Origin of the sequence: Phenylobacterium sp., assembly GCF_022402485.1 — a bacterium.
GTDB lineage: Bacteria > Pseudomonadota > Alphaproteobacteria > Caulobacterales > Caulobacteraceae > Phenylobacterium.
Genome location: NZ_JAKRSA010000010.1, coordinates 44,956 through 58,356 on the forward strand (window position 1 = coordinate 44,956; position 13,401 = coordinate 58,356).

At 67.2% G+C, this 13,401-nt stretch carries 15 protein-coding genes; 9 read left to right on the plus strand and 6 right to left on the minus strand.

The window, feature by feature from the left end; all coding sequences use genetic code 11:
- Window positions 1–57 precede the first annotated feature (57 nt).
- Entirely contained in the window at window positions 58–1,395 is a 1,338-nt protein-coding gene (locus MH112_RS02625; protein WP_296563424.1) for an amidohydrolase family protein, read from the plus strand.
- A gap of 31 nt (window positions 1,396–1,426) precedes the next feature.
- Here the strand turns inward: MH112_RS02625 and MH112_RS02630 are convergent, their stop codons facing one another.
- Window positions 1,427–2,500 carry a PLP-dependent cysteine synthase family protein gene (locus MH112_RS02630; protein WP_296563426.1) on the minus strand — a complete coding sequence of 358 codons (1,074 nt, stop codon included), beginning with the start codon at window positions 2,498–2,500 and terminating at the stop codon, window positions 1,427–1,429.
- Between the two features lie 222 nt (window positions 2,501–2,722).
- On the opposite strand from MH112_RS02630, the gene MH112_RS02635 reads away from it, so the two are divergent.
- The gene (locus tag MH112_RS02635) at window positions 2,723–3,379 is read left to right on the plus strand and encodes an outer-membrane lipoprotein carrier protein LolA (RefSeq protein WP_296563431.1); all 657 of its coding nucleotides are present in this window, start codon (window positions 2,723–2,725) and stop codon (window positions 3,377–3,379) included.
- A gap of 222 nt (window positions 3,380–3,601) precedes the next feature.
- Complete coding sequence (xth, locus tag MH112_RS02640; protein ID WP_296563433.1) at window positions 3,602–4,408, plus strand: exodeoxyribonuclease III; 807 nt, start codon at window positions 3,602–3,604, stop codon at window positions 4,406–4,408.
- On the opposite strand, the gene MH112_RS02645 is transcribed toward xth, so the two are convergent.
- From MH112_RS02645 to MH112_RS02655, 3 genes are all read right to left on the minus strand, one after another.
- A complete protein-coding gene (locus MH112_RS02645; RefSeq protein WP_296563436.1) occupies window positions 4,405–4,821 on the minus strand; it encodes a PIN domain-containing protein in 417 nt (138 codons plus the stop codon). The two genes, xth and MH112_RS02645, sit on opposite strands and share 4 nt — an antisense overlap.
- The gene (locus tag MH112_RS02650; protein WP_296563438.1) at window positions 4,818–5,192 is read right to left on the minus strand and encodes a hypothetical protein; all 375 of its coding nucleotides are present in this window, start codon (window positions 5,190–5,192) and stop codon (window positions 4,818–4,820) included. The genes MH112_RS02645 and MH112_RS02650 overlap by 4 nt, the downstream gene beginning before the upstream one ends.
- Window positions 5,193–5,372: 180 nt before the next feature.
- A complete protein-coding gene (locus tag MH112_RS02655; RefSeq protein WP_296563440.1) occupies window positions 5,373–6,059 on the minus strand; it encodes a response regulator transcription factor in 687 nt (228 codons plus the stop codon).
- 57 nt (window positions 6,060–6,116) lie between these two features.
- Here MH112_RS02655 and MH112_RS02660 point away from each other — a divergent pair, with 57 nt between their 5' ends.
- Window positions 6,117–6,635 (plus strand): L,D-transpeptidase family protein, encoded by a 519-nt coding sequence (locus tag MH112_RS02660; protein WP_296563443.1) that lies wholly within the window; start codon window positions 6,117–6,119, stop codon window positions 6,633–6,635.
- A gap of 4 nt (window positions 6,636–6,639) precedes the next feature.
- Here MH112_RS02660 and MH112_RS02665 read toward each other — a convergent pair whose 3' ends face one another.
- Complete coding sequence (locus MH112_RS02665) at window positions 6,640–7,314, minus strand: YggS family pyridoxal phosphate-dependent enzyme (protein WP_296563447.1); 675 nt, start codon at window positions 7,312–7,314, stop codon at window positions 6,640–6,642.
- Between MH112_RS02665 and MH112_RS02670 the strand changes: the two genes are divergently transcribed.
- On the plus strand, window positions 7,313–7,945 hold the full coding sequence (locus tag MH112_RS02670; protein WP_296563450.1) for a thiamine phosphate synthase: 633 nt from the start codon (window positions 7,313–7,315) through the stop codon (window positions 7,943–7,945). The two genes, MH112_RS02665 and MH112_RS02670, sit on opposite strands and share 2 nt — an antisense overlap.
- A 7-nt stretch (window positions 7,946–7,952) precedes the next feature.
- Here the strand turns inward: MH112_RS02670 and MH112_RS02675 are convergent, their stop codons facing one another.
- A complete protein-coding gene (locus tag MH112_RS02675; RefSeq protein ID WP_296563453.1) occupies window positions 7,953–8,291 on the minus strand; it encodes an NtrZ family periplasmic regulatory protein in 339 nt (112 codons plus the stop codon).
- A 303-nt stretch (window positions 8,292–8,594) separates the two neighbouring features.
- On the opposite strand from MH112_RS02675, the gene MH112_RS02680 reads away from it, so the two are divergent.
- From MH112_RS02680 to holA, 4 genes are all read left to right on the plus strand, one after another.
- Window positions 8,595–9,071: a DUF3576 domain-containing protein gene (locus tag MH112_RS02680; protein ID WP_296563456.1), complete on the plus strand. Its 477-nt coding sequence runs from the start codon at window positions 8,595–8,597 to the stop codon at window positions 9,069–9,071.
- 118 nt (window positions 9,072–9,189) lie between these two features.
- A complete protein-coding gene (leuS, locus tag MH112_RS02685) occupies window positions 9,190–11,769 on the plus strand; it encodes a leucine--tRNA ligase (protein ID WP_296563458.1) in 2,580 nt (859 codons plus the stop codon).
- Window positions 11,770–11,830: 61 nt separating this feature from the next.
- Window positions 11,831–12,334 (plus strand): LPS assembly lipoprotein LptE, encoded by a 504-nt coding sequence (gene lptE / locus MH112_RS02690; protein ID WP_296563461.1) that lies wholly within the window; start codon window positions 11,831–11,833, stop codon window positions 12,332–12,334.
- Between the two features lie 13 nt (window positions 12,335–12,347).
- On the plus strand, window positions 12,348–13,400 hold the full coding sequence (holA, locus tag MH112_RS02695) for a DNA polymerase III subunit delta (RefSeq protein WP_296563464.1): 1,053 nt from the start codon (window positions 12,348–12,350) through the stop codon (window positions 13,398–13,400).
- Window position 13,401 lies beyond the last annotated feature (1 nt).

Consider the following 13,401-nt stretch of genomic DNA (forward strand, 5'->3'; position numbering starts at 1 on the left):
CCGCTAGACTGCCCGGCCTCTGGGCCCTTTGGGTCTGATTTCGGGATCCTGACACCCATGTTGCGCCCCATTGCCTGCGCTGCCCTGAGCCTCTGCCTGTGGGCAACCACCCACGCAGCCCTTGCAGCCCCCGCCTCAGACATCGTGATCCATGCCGGCGCCCTGCTGGATCAACCGGGGGAAGCCCCCCGGGGCCCCTCGACCCTGGTGGTGAGAGACGGGCGCATCGCGCAGGTGCTTGAGGGTCACGCCCCCGTTCCGGAGGGGGCGAGGCTGATTGACCTGAAGGATCAGTTCGTCCTCCCCGGGCTCATCGACGCCCATGTCCACATCTTCTCCGATGACGACAAGACCGCGGCGCGGCTGGAGGCCATGACCCGTGGCGCGGAGAACCGGTTCGTGGTGGGGCTGGATAATGCCCGCCGCACCCTGGCGGCCGGTTTCACCACCGTGCGCGACCTGGGGTCTGAGCCTGCGGCGATCACCGCCCTGCGCGACGGGATCGAAAGGGGGCTGATCGAAGGGCCGACGATCATCAATGCCGGGCGGATGATCTCCATCAGCGGCGGTCATGGGGACAGCGCCAATGGTCTGGCGCCCCGCTATGCCGCCCTGGAGCGGGCCGAGGCGGTCCACACCTGCGATGGTCCTGAGGATTGCCGGCGAGCGGTCCGCTTACAGGTGGCGCAGGGGGCCATGGTCATCAAGTTCGCGGCCACCGGAGGGGTTCTGTCCAATGTGGCCGGCGGGCTTGGTCGGCAGATGTTCGATGGTGAGATGAAGGCCATCGTCGAGACCGCCCACGCCTTTGGCCGTAAGGCTACCGCCCACGCCCACGGCAAGGACGGCATCGAAGGTGCCCTGCGGGCCGGGGTGGACTCCATTGAGCACGCCACCTTCACCGATGCTGAAACCCTGGCCCTGTTCCGCAAGACCGGTGCCTATCTGGTGCCGACCATGATCGCCCCGGAAGCCGCCGTCGCCCAGGCGCGGGCCGGCCAGCGCCCGCCCGCCGTGCTGGCCAAGGCCGAAGAAGCCGCCCGCATTGCCTATGCCAAGCACATCGAACAGTACGCGACGGCGGGGGTGAAGATCGCCTTTGGCACAGACACCGGGGTCTCGGCCCACGGAGACAACGCCACAGAGTTCAAGATGATGGTCGACGCCGGCATGACACCGGCCCGGGCGATTCGCAGCGCTACCCTGGACGCCGCAGACCTGCTGGGCCTGTCGGCCAGCCTCGGCACGCTGGAAGTCGGAAAGACCGCTGACATCATCGCGGTGGCGGCCAGCCCCCTGGACGATGTGACCGAGCTGGAACGGGTGACCTTCGTCATGCGCCGCGGGGTGACCCATCGTCTGGGCGGCGCCCGCCAGCCCTGGCCCGCCGACTAGTGCCGGGCCGCAAGACACTCCAAACCTAGGGTTAGATCGAAAACCGGCCGGTATCGAAAAAGGCCTCCAGGGCCGCCTCATAGGGGCCCGCCTCAATACCGGCCGCCACCAGCCAATCGGGGTTGGACAGGGTGCTGGCATAGCGCTCGCCGGAGTCGCACAGCAGGGTGACCACCGAACCCGTCTCGCCGTGGGCGGCCATGGCCTCGATAACCTGGGCGCAGGCCCAGAGATTGGTGCCGGTAGAGCCCCCGCAGGACCGGCCCAGCCGGCGCGAGGCGACCCGCGCGCCGGCGATGCTGGCGGCGTCAGGCACGGCGATAGCCCGGTCAATCAGCTCCGGATTGAAAGAGGGCTCGCAGCGGGCCCGGCCGATACCTTCGATGATCGAGCCCTTGGCGGCGCTGGTGGTTACTGCCCGGTCAGCCACATGGCGGTGGAAGACCGAGGCTTCCGGATCTGCCAGGCAGAGGTAGGTGGGGGCGCGGTTATAGCGGATAAACCGGCCCAGGGTGGCGGTGGTGCCGCCGGTGCCGGCCCCGGCGACGATCCAGGCCGGGACCGGATGCGGCTCCTGGGCCAGCTGGCTGAAAATCGACTGGGCGATGTTGTTGTTGCCCCGCCAGTCGGTGGCCCGCTCAGCGAAGGTGAACTGGTCCATGTAGTGGCCGCCGAGATCGGCGGCGAGGCGGGCGCTCGCCTCATAGACCTCGTGTGCGGCGTCAACGAAGTGGGTTTCGCCCCCGTGGAAGGCGATCTGCGCCACCTTTTCCGCCGAGGTCGACCTCGGCATCACCGCGATGAACCTCAGGCCCAGCAGGCGGGCGAAATAGGCCTCCGACACCGCCGTTGACCCGCTGGAGGCTTCAATGATCGCAGTGCGCGGGCCGATCCAGCCATTGCACAGGGCGTAAAGAAAGAGCGACCTGGCCAGCCGGTGCTTGAGACTGCCCGTGGGGTGGGTGGATTCGTCCTTAAAATAGAGGTCGATGCCCCCCGCCAGGGGTGCGCGCAGCAGATGGGTGTCGGCCGAGCGGTTGAAGTCGGCTTCGATGGTCTGAACGGCCCTGTCGATCCAGGCGCGGTCGCGGCAAAGGGTGGTCAAGGCAGGCTCCAGGCACAGGACTGAACGTCCTGGACATGACCCATTCATCGGCCCTCGGCTAGGGATGAACGCCAACAGAGGCTGCGGTGAGCTGGAACGAAGCCCAGGCGAAGCCGTTTGCCCACACCCTGGTCACAGGCCAAGCCGACAACCCCTGGCCTCCGCCCTATTGACGCCGTGCGCAGGCGATAGACTGTTTGCGCAACCCAAGGAGCCGATGTGATGATCCGCACCCCCGACCCGACCCGCCGGGCCCTGGCGCTAGGCCTCGCCACTGCGCCTCTGGTCGGGCTGATGCGCGCTGGGCCGGCCGCCGCCGCCCTGCCCGCCGCCGACCAGGCGCTGGTCAACCGCGCCGTGGCCTATCTGGAAGGGCTGACCCAAGCCAAGGGCAGCTTTGTGCAGACCGATCCCCGCGGCGTGACCACCCAGGGGGAGATCTTCCTGAAGCGTCCTGGCAAGGCGCGGTTTGCCTATGCTCCGCCGTCGGGCCTGTTGGTGGTGTCGGACGGGAACCTGGTCTCCGTGGCCAATTCCAAATTGAAGACCTTCGAGTCCTATCCCTTGGGGGCCACGCCGCTGTCGCTCTTTCTCGCCCGGCAGATTCGATTGGATCGGGGCGTGCAGGTCACCCGGGTCAACCGCCTGGCCGACGGGTTCTCGATCACCGCCCGGGACGGTAAGAAGCAGGCCGAGGGTCAGATCACGCTCACCTTCGCCAACACGCCCATGCAGCTGGTCGGCTGGACGATCACCGACCCGCAGGGCCAGGGCACCCGGGTTCGGCTGACCCGGCTGGAGAAGGTGGCCAGCCTCGATGACAATCTGTTTGTCCTGAAGGATCCGCGAAACCTGCGCCCAGGCCAGCCGCGAATGTGACAATCTGACAACAGGCAAGAATCATCATGATTCTGGCTTGACTTTTATGGTCTTCGTGGCAATTATGACACGCATCGCTGATGTAGGGCCGTGGCCCAGCGGCAGCGCCGTTCCGGAACCTATCCCCTCCCGGCGGCGGCATGAGAGACGAATGACTTAGCGCCCGGGGTTCTCCAGTCCCCGGGCGTTTTCTTATGGCTCGGCCTGGCTTAAACCCCTGCCATGCGCCTTCGTATCGCCTCCTGGAACGTCAACTCCGTCCGCCTCCGCGCCGAACAGGTCGCCCGCTTTGTCGATGAGCAGGCCCCCGATGTGCTCTGCTTGCAGGAGATCAAGTGTCAGGCGGGCGAGTTCCCCATGGCCGATTTCGTCGCCATGGGCCTGCCCCATGTGAAGATCGCCGGCCAGAAGGGCTGGCATGGGGTGGCCATCGCCTCACGCCTGCCCATTGAGGAGGCCCCCGACCTCAAGGTTTGCCGGGAGGGTCACGCCCGTTGCGTGTCGGCCAAGGTGGCTGGGATCGAGATCCAGAACTTCTATGTGCCGGCCGGCGGCGATGTCCCCGACCGCCTCCAGAACCCCAAGTTCGACCACAAGCTCGACTTCTTCGAGACCCTTACCGCCGAGATGGGCCGGCGCGACCCCAAGGCCCCCCTGGTGATCTTGGGGGATCTCAACGTGGCACCCGGGGAGTTCGATGTCTGGAGCCACCGCCAGATGTCGAAGATCGTCAGCCATACGCCGGTGGAGGTGGCCGCCATGGACACCCTGCAGAAATCCCTGGGCTTCATCGACCTGCCTCGGGCCGCGACACCGGAGCCTGAGAAGCTGTTTTCCTGGTGGAGTTACCGGGCGGCGGACTTCCGCCAGTCCAACCGCGGCCTGCGCCTGGATCACATCTGGGTCACCCCAGGCCTGCGGGAGGCGGCGTTCCGCACCGGCGCGGCCTCATCCCGGGTGCATGATGATGTCCGTGAATGGGAGCGTCCCAGCGACCACGCCCCCGTCACCGCTGACCTTGGGCTTTAGCAGGCCACCGCCCGGATATGGCCGGCCTCGGCATAGGCAAGTGCCTGGCGGTCCCGCGTCATCAGAATGAGGCCAAGCTGCCGCGCCGTGGCGATGATGATCCGGTCGGCCGGGTCGGGGGGCGGCGCGCCCGGCAGGGTGCTGGCGTGCAGCAAAATGTCTGGTGACAGCTCGCAGACGCTCAACCGCATCATTTCACAGGCCCGCATCCACCAGCGGTCAGCCGGACTGGTCAGGCTCAGCCGCCCGCGGGATTCGAGCAGGCCCAGCTCCCACGCGCTCATGGGGCAGACCCTGGGCGCGATCCCCGCCCGCCAGGTCTCGTCCAGGATTGTGCGCGCACCATCACTGACCGGCTCTCCGTTGCCGATCCAGAGCAAGGCACCGGTATCGAGCAGGATCGGGGCACTCATCCCCGCGACCCCCAGGCCGGGTCCGCCGCAGCCGCAAGATCGAGGTTGGCGGCAAACCGGATTGTGCCGCGCATGGCCCCATAGCCAGGATAGCGGTCCAGTCCCCCCGGGGCGGCGGGCAACCCCAGAGGCTTTGCCCGCCGGAAGGTGAGGCATTGGCCAGGGATATCCACCTGTTCGGTTATAAAGCCCGCTGCAAGCCAGACCCGGGTCATGGGATTGTTGGTCGGGCTGTTGCTCCACCAGGCCGGATAGCGCTTTGACGCCGGCAGTGGCCGCCCAATGACCGTCTCAATTTCGGCGAAGGTCAGCGCAACCCGGTCGCCAGGCTGCCGCTGAAGATAGGTCGCCAAAGGATCGTATTTGCTCATGGCTTCGCTCCCGATTTAGGGACGCTATGGGTGTTTTCTACACCTGTAAATCAGCTTTTGGGCGCTTTCCGATTGCGCTCCAAGGCTACCCGCATCAAGCGAGCCTTCGCTCTGGCTTCAAGGGAGTAGAGCTCAACCGCCGAGAACCACACTGGCGTCCTGGAAAGCTACAAAACAGCTTTAGGGTGCCAGGCGATAACCGCCGGCCTCGGTCAGCAGCAGGCGGGCATTGCCCGGGTCCGGCTCGATCTTCTGGCGCAGGCGATAGACATGGGTTTCCAGGGTGTGGGTGGTGACACCGGCATTGTAGCCCCACACCTCGGCCAGCAGCTCCTCCCGGGACACCGGCTTGTCGCCGGCCCTGTAGAGGTATTTCAGGATGTTGGTTTCCTTCTCGGTCAGCCGGATCTTGCGCTGACCCTGGGCGATCAGGGTCTTGGCCGACGGGCGGAACTCGTAGCCCCCCAGCTGGAAAACCGCCCCTTCGGACTGTTCGTGGCTGCGCAGCTGGGCTCGGATCCGAGCCAGCAGGACCGCGAAACGATAGGGCTTGGTGACATAGTCATTGGCCCCGGCCTCCAGGCCCTGGACCGTGTCCTCGTCGGAGGCTGCAGCGGTCAGCATGATGACGGGGGCAGAGACCCCTTGCTGTCGGAGCGCCCTGCAGACCTCCCGTCCATTCATGTCCGGCAGATCCACGTCCAGCAGGACAAGGTCGGGCCGCACGTCCTGGGCCATACGCACGCCCTCGGCACCGGTCGCCGCCTCGACAGCGACAAACTCCTCGTGCAGTTGAAGTTGTTCGGCGACGGCACCGCGCAGGTCGTCGTCGTCATCGATGATCAGCAGGGTTTTTCTCGGGGCCATGGGGCGAAACATGCACCGTATTGGTCGGTCCGGGCAAAGAGTTTTGGAGGCAGGGCTTTGATTTTCCGCGCCGATTCCGCCGGCCGCTTCAACTGGACCGGCCCAGCCCTGACCTGCGCCATAGGCCGCGGCGGCATGCGGCCCGCTGCGGAAAAGCGGGAGGGGGACGGGGCCTCACCCATCGGCATCTGGCCCCTTCGCTATGTGCTTTATCGCCCCGACCGGGGGCCTGCGCCGCGCACGGATCTGCAGGTCCGCCCCATTGGTCTGAACGACGGCTGGTGTGATGATCCCGGCCACCCGTCCTACAACCAGCCCGTTCAGCGGCCCTTCCCGGCCAGCCACGAGGCTCTCTGGCGGGAGGATGGGGTCTATGACCTGGTGGTGGTGCTGGGGCACAATGATGACCCGCCCATCGCCCCCCTGGGCTCTGCGATCTTTCTGCACCTGGCACGGCCAGACTATGCCCCGACGGAGGGCTGTATCGCCCTGTCCCGCCCGGATCTGGAGGCCGTGCTGGCCGCGGCCAAACCCGGAGACGCCCTGGAGATCGCCGCTGCGCCGCCGACAGACTAGGGCCTCAAGCGGGGGTGCGCGCGCCAAACAGGGCCGAGCCTACCCGAACGCTGGTGGCCCCGAACCGCACGGCGGTCTCATAGTCGCCGCTCATGCCCATGGAGAGCTTGGACAGACCATTGCGCGCCGCGATCTTGGCCAGAAGGGCAAAGTGAGGACCCGGGGGCGCATCGGCAGGCGGGATGCACATCAGGCCCTCAAGGTTCAGCCCAAGCGCGTTCCGGCACAGGGCGATGAAGTCATCGGCCTCGGCGGGGGCGACGCCCGCCTTCTGGGGCTCCTCGCCGGTATTGACCTGAACATAGAGTCGAAGGGTCTTGCCCCCTTTACGGAATTCCTCAGCCAGGGCCCGGGCCAGTTTCTCTCGGTCCAGGGTCTCGATCACATCGAACAGGGCGACCGCCTCGGCGACCTTGTTGGTCTGCAAGGGCCCGATCAGGCGCAGCTCGACTCCCTGCCGATGATCTCCCCAGCGGGCCTGCGCCTCCTGGACCCGGTTCTCGCCAAACACGGTCTGGCCAGCGGCGAGGACCTGAGCCACCGGCTCCCACGGCTGTTGCTTGGAAACCGCCACCAGGGTCACATCGCTCGGCGGGCGGGCACGGGCCGTGGCGGCGGCAGCAATCTTGTCCAGCACCTGGGCGCGAGCGGCGGCGGAATCAAAGGGGGCGTCGGGCATGGGGGCTGATTTCGACTTCTGGGACCTGCAGCGGACCGCCTGGTCCTTAAGCCGCCAGGCGCGCCGGCAAAAGCCCCTGCCGCCGCTGTTGCTGTTTACCGACCCGGTCCGCACTCCCGACCCATTGGCTGCCGCCGCCGCCCTTCCCCCTGGGGCAGCTGTGGTCTTCAGAGCGTTTGGGGCCGCCGATGGCCTGCAGGTGGCCCAGGACCTGCGGCGACTGACGAGGGCAAAAGGCGTCAAGCTGCTGATCGGGGCCGACGCCACCCTGGCGCTGGCCTGCCGCGCCGATGGGGTGCATCTGCCCGAGCGTCTAGCGCACAGGGCCCGGGGCCTGCGCCAGGCGCAACCAGGCTGGATCGTGACAGCGGCGGCCCACAGCCTGGCTGCGGCCCGGACCGGCTTGGCCCGTGGCGCTCATGCGGTGGTGGTCTCGGCGATTTTCCCCAGCAAGAGCCCCAGTGCAGGCGCACCCCTTGGCTCCCTGCGGCTGGCGGCCCTGACGCGGGCGGCCCAGGGGCCCGTCTATGCCCTCGGGGGCATTCATACGAAAAACGCCCGGCGGCTGCTGGCCTCGGGCGTTGTGGGTCTGGCGGCGGTGGAAGGGCTTATGCCCAGGCGCAAATCCTAATGCAGCCCTAGAACTTCAGGGCCGTCTCAAGCCGCACCCGCGGTGTGCCGTCGGTGGGCTGGGTTTTCTTGAACGTCGGCTCTTCCTGTTCGCCCAAGGCGACCGCGCCCCCGACCCGCAGGCTACGGGTGACGCTGAAAAAGGCGCCGGCTTCCACGTCATTGAGCTGAACATCGCGTCCGCTGGGCTGGCCGAGATTGAGCGACACACCCCAACGTCCGTTCTGCAGGCCCCACTTCAGGGTCTTTCCCCCCTGCGGCAGAGCCTCACTGCGGACGGTGAAATCCATGCCCTTGGACCGATCGGTCTGGGCATGCGCCGCCGTCGACCCGAGAAGGGTCGCCACGGTCACGCTCAAAACCAAGGTCCGAATGGACAACTTCACCGTCTCAAGGGCCCCCTGCGCCCCATTGGCTGCTTCTGGTTCTTCCGTCGGCAGCCGTTATGCCGATTAGAGGGGCGCCGAGGCCGGGGTCAACCAACCATGGCGAGACTGACACCCCCGCACAGAATAAAGGCCCGTTCATGTGGCGCCGGGGCCACGCGATTCCTGTTTGGCGCCTGCAATCGGGTTGTTATAGAGGGCGCCGGCGCGGGGCGGCGCCGCGGCGCGACGACGACGCGGAAATCTAGACTGGAGACGGATAACATGCCGTTTGTGCGCGGAGCTCGGTTCTCCAAGATCTCGGTCGGTGTTGCAGCCCTGAGCCTGATTTCGCTTTCGGCCTGTGCGTCGAACAGCGAAGGCGAGCGCCGGGGCCTGTTTGGCCGCGGGGACGCGCCAGCGGCCCAGACCGCCGCCATCTCGGTGAACGGTTATCTGTGGCGCGCCAGCCTGGACACTCTGACCTTCATGCCCCTGGTCTCGGCCGACCCCTTTGGCGGCATCATCATCACCGACTGGTACACTGTCCCGGAAACCCCCAATGAGCGGTTCAAGGCCACGGTCTACATCCTGGACTCCCGCCTGCGGGCCGATGGCCTGAACGTCGCCCTGTTCAAGCAGGTCCGCGGTGCTGACGGCCAATGGACCGACGCTCCCCCCTCGGCCCAGACCGAAGTGGATCTGGAGAACGCCATCCTGACCCGGGCCCGGCAGCTTCGACTTTCGAACATCTCGGGCTAACGCCCGGGGCGCGTTCAGCCTGTCCAGTAGAACGCGCCGCCCCCGTCGAGGCTGGCGCGCCCAAAAGCTCGCCGGTCTCGGTTTCCTGAACTGAACCAGACCGTGAAGGCTGCCTGCGATGGCCCGTTACAATCCCAAGGATGTCGAGCCCAAGTGGCGTGAGGCCTGGAACCGGGCCGAGGTCTTCAAGGCGGAGATCAGACCCGATCAGCCGAAATACTATGTGCTGGAGATGTTCCCCTATCCCTCCGGACGCCTGCACATGGGCCATGTGCGCAACTATGCGCTGGGGGACGTGGTGGCGCGGTTCAAGCGGGCCCGGGGGTTCAATGTGCTCCACCCCATGGGCTGGGACGCCTTTGGCCTGCCCGCCGAGAACGCCGCCATGGAGCGCGGCGTCGACCCCCGGGCCTGGACCTATGACAATATCGCCAGGATGCGCGACGAGCTGAAACAGCTTGGCCTGTCCATCGACTGGAGCCGCGAGTTTGCCACTTGCGATGTGGCCTATTACGGCAAGCAGCAGGCTTGGTTCCTCGATCTTTACAAGGCTGGCCTGGTCTACCGGCGGGAGGGCCTGGTCAACTGGGACCCCGTCGACCAGACGGTGCTGGCCAATGAGCAGGTGGTCGACGGGCGCGGCTGGCGCTCAGGCGCGGTGGTGGAAAAGCGCAAGCTGAACCAGTGGTTCCTGCGCATCACCGACTATGCCGATGATCTGATCGAAGGGCTCAAGACCCTGGACCGCTGGCCCGACAAGGTCCGGCTGATGCAGGAGAACTGGATCGGCCGCTCCAAGGGCCTGAAGTTCGCGTTTCCCTGGGCCAGTGCGCCGCCGGCTGGCTTTGAAGCCGGCCTGAACGTCTACACCACGCGCCCCGACACGCTCTATGGGGCGAGCTTTGTGGGCGTGGCCCCCGACCATCCCCTGGCCGAACAGCTGGCCGCCGCCGACCCGAAGGTGGCGGACTTCATCGCCCTGTGCCGCAAGGGCGGTGCCAGCGCCGCCGAAATCGAGACCGCCGAGAAGATTGGCCTGGATACCGGCCTCACCGTCGCCCATCCCTTCGATCCCAACTGGAAGCTGCCAGTCTGGATCGCCAACTTTATCCTCATGGATTACGGCACGGGCGCGATCTTTGCCTGCCCGGCCCACGACCAGCGCGACCTGGACTTCGCCCGCAAGTACAACCTCCCGGTCACGCCGGTGGTGCTGCCGCCGGGCCAGGACCCCGCCAGCGTCGCCGTGGGGGCTGAGGCCTATACCGGTCCTGGGGTGATCTTCAATTCCAGCTTCCTGGACGGCCTGGAGATCGAGGCCGCCAAGGCTGCGGCCATCGCCCGCATCGAGGAGCTGGGCCTTGGTGAAGGCGCCACCGTCTACCGCCTGCGCGACTGGGGCGTGGCCCGCCAGCGGGGCTGGGGCTGCCCGGTGCCGGTGATCCATTGCCCCACGTGCGGGGTCGTGCCCGTGCCCAAGGACCAGCTGCCCGTCGCCCTGCCTGACGACCTGGAGTTCGGCAAGCCAGGCAATGCCCTCGATCGCCATCCCACCTGGAAGCACGTGGCCTGCCCGACCTGCGGCGGTGAAGCCCAGCGGGAAACCGACACCCTGGATACCTTCGTCGACTCCTCCTGGTACTTTGCTCGCTTCACCGACCCCGACGCTGATGAGGCCATCAACAAGGCCGCCGCCGACTACTGGCTGCCGGTGGATCAGTATGTGGGGGGCATCGAGCATGCGGTGCTGCACCTGCTTTATGCCCGGTTTGTCACCCGCGCCCTGGCCGACCAGGGCCAGCTGTCGGTGAAGGAGCCCTTCGCTGGACTGTTCACGCAAGGCATGGTCACCCATGAGACCTATCGCCGGCAGTCTGGGGAATGGCTTGAGCCGAGCGCGGTCGAGATCGAGGCCAGCGGCAATACCCGCCGCGCCGTCCTCATTGAGACCGGCGAGCCGGTGGTGATCGGCGACATCGAAAAGATGTCCAAGTCCAAGAAGAACACGGTGGCCCCAGAGGAGATCTTTGAGGTCTATGGGGTGGACGCCGCGCGCCTGTTCGTCCTGTCCGACAGTCCGCCGGAGCGCGACACCCAGTGGTCCAACGCCGGGGTCGAGGGCGCCTGGCGCTTCGTCAACCGGGTCTGGGCCGAGTTTGAGAGCCAGCCCGGTGACGCCGCCTTCGCCGAACCTGACGAGGCGGCTAAGGCCCTGACCCGGGCCAGTCACCGGCTGATCAAGGCCATGACCGAGGCGGTGGACGACTTCCGGTTCAACTCCGGCATCGCGCGGCTGTACGAATTCCTCAATGTTCTCAAGGCTCATCCGGCCCAGGGGGCGAGCGCTGCGGTGCTGTCGGCCCGGCGCGAAGCCCTGTCGGTGTTCGCCCGTTTGGTCGCCCCCTTTACGCCCCACCTGGCCGAGGAATGCTGGGCGACCGTCGGCGGCCAGGGGCTTGTGGCCGTCGCCCCTTGGCCAGACTATGATCCCGCCTTGGCCGAGGATGCGGTCAAGATTCTGCCCGTGCAGGTGAATGGCAAACGTCGCGGCGAGATCAGCGCCCCGGCCGGTGCCGAGCCTGCGGAGGTGGAGAAGATGGTGCTGGAAGACCCCGAGATCGCCCGTCGCCTGGAAGGCCTGACCATCCGCAAGGTGATCGTGGTCAAGGACCGGATCGTCAACATCGTGGCCAGCTAGGGCGCGTTCCGGTAAGGGGGAACCGGTGATCGGACGAGACGCGCTCAAGACTTTGAATGTGATGACCATGCCCCCCCGCCTCGCCGCCGCCCTGGCCCTGGCCTGCGCCACCTTGATCCTGGGGGCCTGCGGGTTCTCACCCCTTTACGCCCAGCCCGGGGTCACCTCGGGGCTTGCGGACATCCAGGTGGCCGCGCCGCGGGGTCGGGTCGGCTATCTGGTCGGGGAAGCCCTGGATGAGGCCCTGGCCACCCGTCCTGGCGCGCCAGCCTGGCGGCTGGACCTTGATCTCTCCGAGCAGCGGTTCCCCCGGGGACTCCGGGTGGACAATGTGGCCACCCGCTACGAATACGTCCTGACAGCGGCCTATACCCTGCGGGAAAACGCCACCGACACCCCGGCCAAGGTGGGGCGGGTGCGGGTGGAGCTGACTTACGACTCCGCCGATCAGCCCTATGCCTCGGTCGCCGCCCAGCAGGACGCCCAGGAACGGGCCGCCGCCGAGGCTGCCCGTCGCATTCAGCTGGAGCTGGCCGCCTGGTTCGCCCAGCAGGACGCCCCGTGAGGCGCTGGCCGGCATGATTCTCAGCCGGCGACCGGACATCGAGCGCTTCCTGGCGCGACTCGATCCCGGCATTTGTGCCGCCGTGATCTATGGCCGCGACATAGGCATCGTCCGGGAGCGGGCCAATCAGCTGGCCGCCAAGGCCGTCGCCAATCCCGATGATCCCTTCGACGTAGCCCTGCTCACCGATGGAGACATCGACGGCGATGCAGGGCGGTTGGATAACGAGCTCGCCTCTCAGTCCCTGATGGGCGGGCGGCGGCTGGTGCGCCTGAAGCTCTCCAGCGAGAAGGCCAGTCTGGACAAGATGGCCGCCGAGGCCTTGAAGGCCCACGCCGAGGGCGCGTTCAATCCCGAAGCCTTCTTTCTTATTGAGGCGGGCAATCTCGGGCGGGAGTCTGGCCTGCGGAAGATCGCCGAGAAGGCCGCCACGGTGGCGGTCATCCCCTGCTACGAGGACGAACCCGGCGACATGGCCCGCCTGGTGCGCGAGGCGCTGAATGCCGAAGGGGTGGGGCTGAATGCCGATGGCCTGGCCCTGTTCGTGGCCCGCCTGCCCAAGGACCGGGGGGTGGCGCGGCAGGAAATCGAGCGGCTGATCCTCTATCTCGGGCCTCGCAGCGGGATCACCGCCGGGCCGAAGGAGCTGGAGGACTTTCTGGGCGTCGAGCCCGAAGCCTCCCTGGCCGATGCCGCCTCCGACGCCTTTGGGGGACGGATCGCCGAGGCTCAGGCGGGCCTGCGCCGGGCCGCCGCGGAAGGTGAGGCCGGCCCCGCCGCCGTCCGGGCGCTCAGCCAGCACCTTGGGCGACTGCGGCGCACCCTGACCCTGGTCAAGAGCGGGGCAGGCCTGCCCGAGGCCGCCAAGGCCTCAGGGGTGTTCTGGAAGAACGAGCGGGAATTCCTGCGCCAGGCCCGCGCCTGGAGCCTGGAAACCCTGGACGCCGTGCAGCCCGAGATGTTGGCCGCCGACCGGGCCTGCAAGACCACCGGCAGCCCCGATCGCCTGATCGCCGAACGCCTGGCCCTGACCATCGCCGCCCGTGCCAGGCGGATGGGGCTGTAGG

Coding starts and splice junctions, on each gene's coding strand:
- MH112_RS02625 (WP_296563424.1), top strand. CDS start 58: ATGTTGCGCCCCATTGCCTGCGCTGCCCTGAGCCTCTGCCTGTGGGCA.
- MH112_RS02635 (WP_296563431.1), top strand. CDS start 2,723: ATGATCCGCACCCCCGACCCGACCCGCCGGGCCCTGGCGCTAGGCCTC.
- xth (WP_296563433.1), top strand. CDS start 3,602: ATGCGCCTTCGTATCGCCTCCTGGAACGTCAACTCCGTCCGCCTCCGC.
- MH112_RS02645 (WP_296563436.1), bottom strand. CDS start 4,821: ATGAGTGCCCCGATCCTGCTCGATACCGGTGCCTTGCTCTGGATCGGC.
- MH112_RS02650 (WP_296563438.1), bottom strand. CDS start 5,192: ATGAGCAAATACGATCCTTTGGCGACCTATCTTCAGCGGCAGCCTGGC.
- MH112_RS02655 (WP_296563440.1), bottom strand. CDS start 6,059: ATGGCCCCGAGAAAAACCCTGCTGATCATCGATGACGACGACGACCTG.
- MH112_RS02670 (WP_296563450.1), top strand. CDS start 7,313: ATGGGGGCTGATTTCGACTTCTGGGACCTGCAGCGGACCGCCTGGTCC.
- MH112_RS02665 (WP_296563447.1), bottom strand. CDS start 7,314: ATGCCCGACGCCCCCTTTGATTCCGCCGCCGCTCGCGCCCAGGTGCTG.
- MH112_RS02680 (WP_296563456.1), top strand. CDS start 8,595: ATGCCGTTTGTGCGCGGAGCTCGGTTCTCCAAGATCTCGGTCGGTGTT.
- leuS (WP_296563458.1), top strand. CDS start 9,190: ATGGCCCGTTACAATCCCAAGGATGTCGAGCCCAAGTGGCGTGAGGCC.
- lptE (WP_296563461.1), top strand. CDS start 11,831: ATGACCATGCCCCCCCGCCTCGCCGCCGCCCTGGCCCTGGCCTGCGCC.
- holA (WP_296563464.1), top strand. CDS start 12,348: ATGATTCTCAGCCGGCGACCGGACATCGAGCGCTTCCTGGCGCGACTC.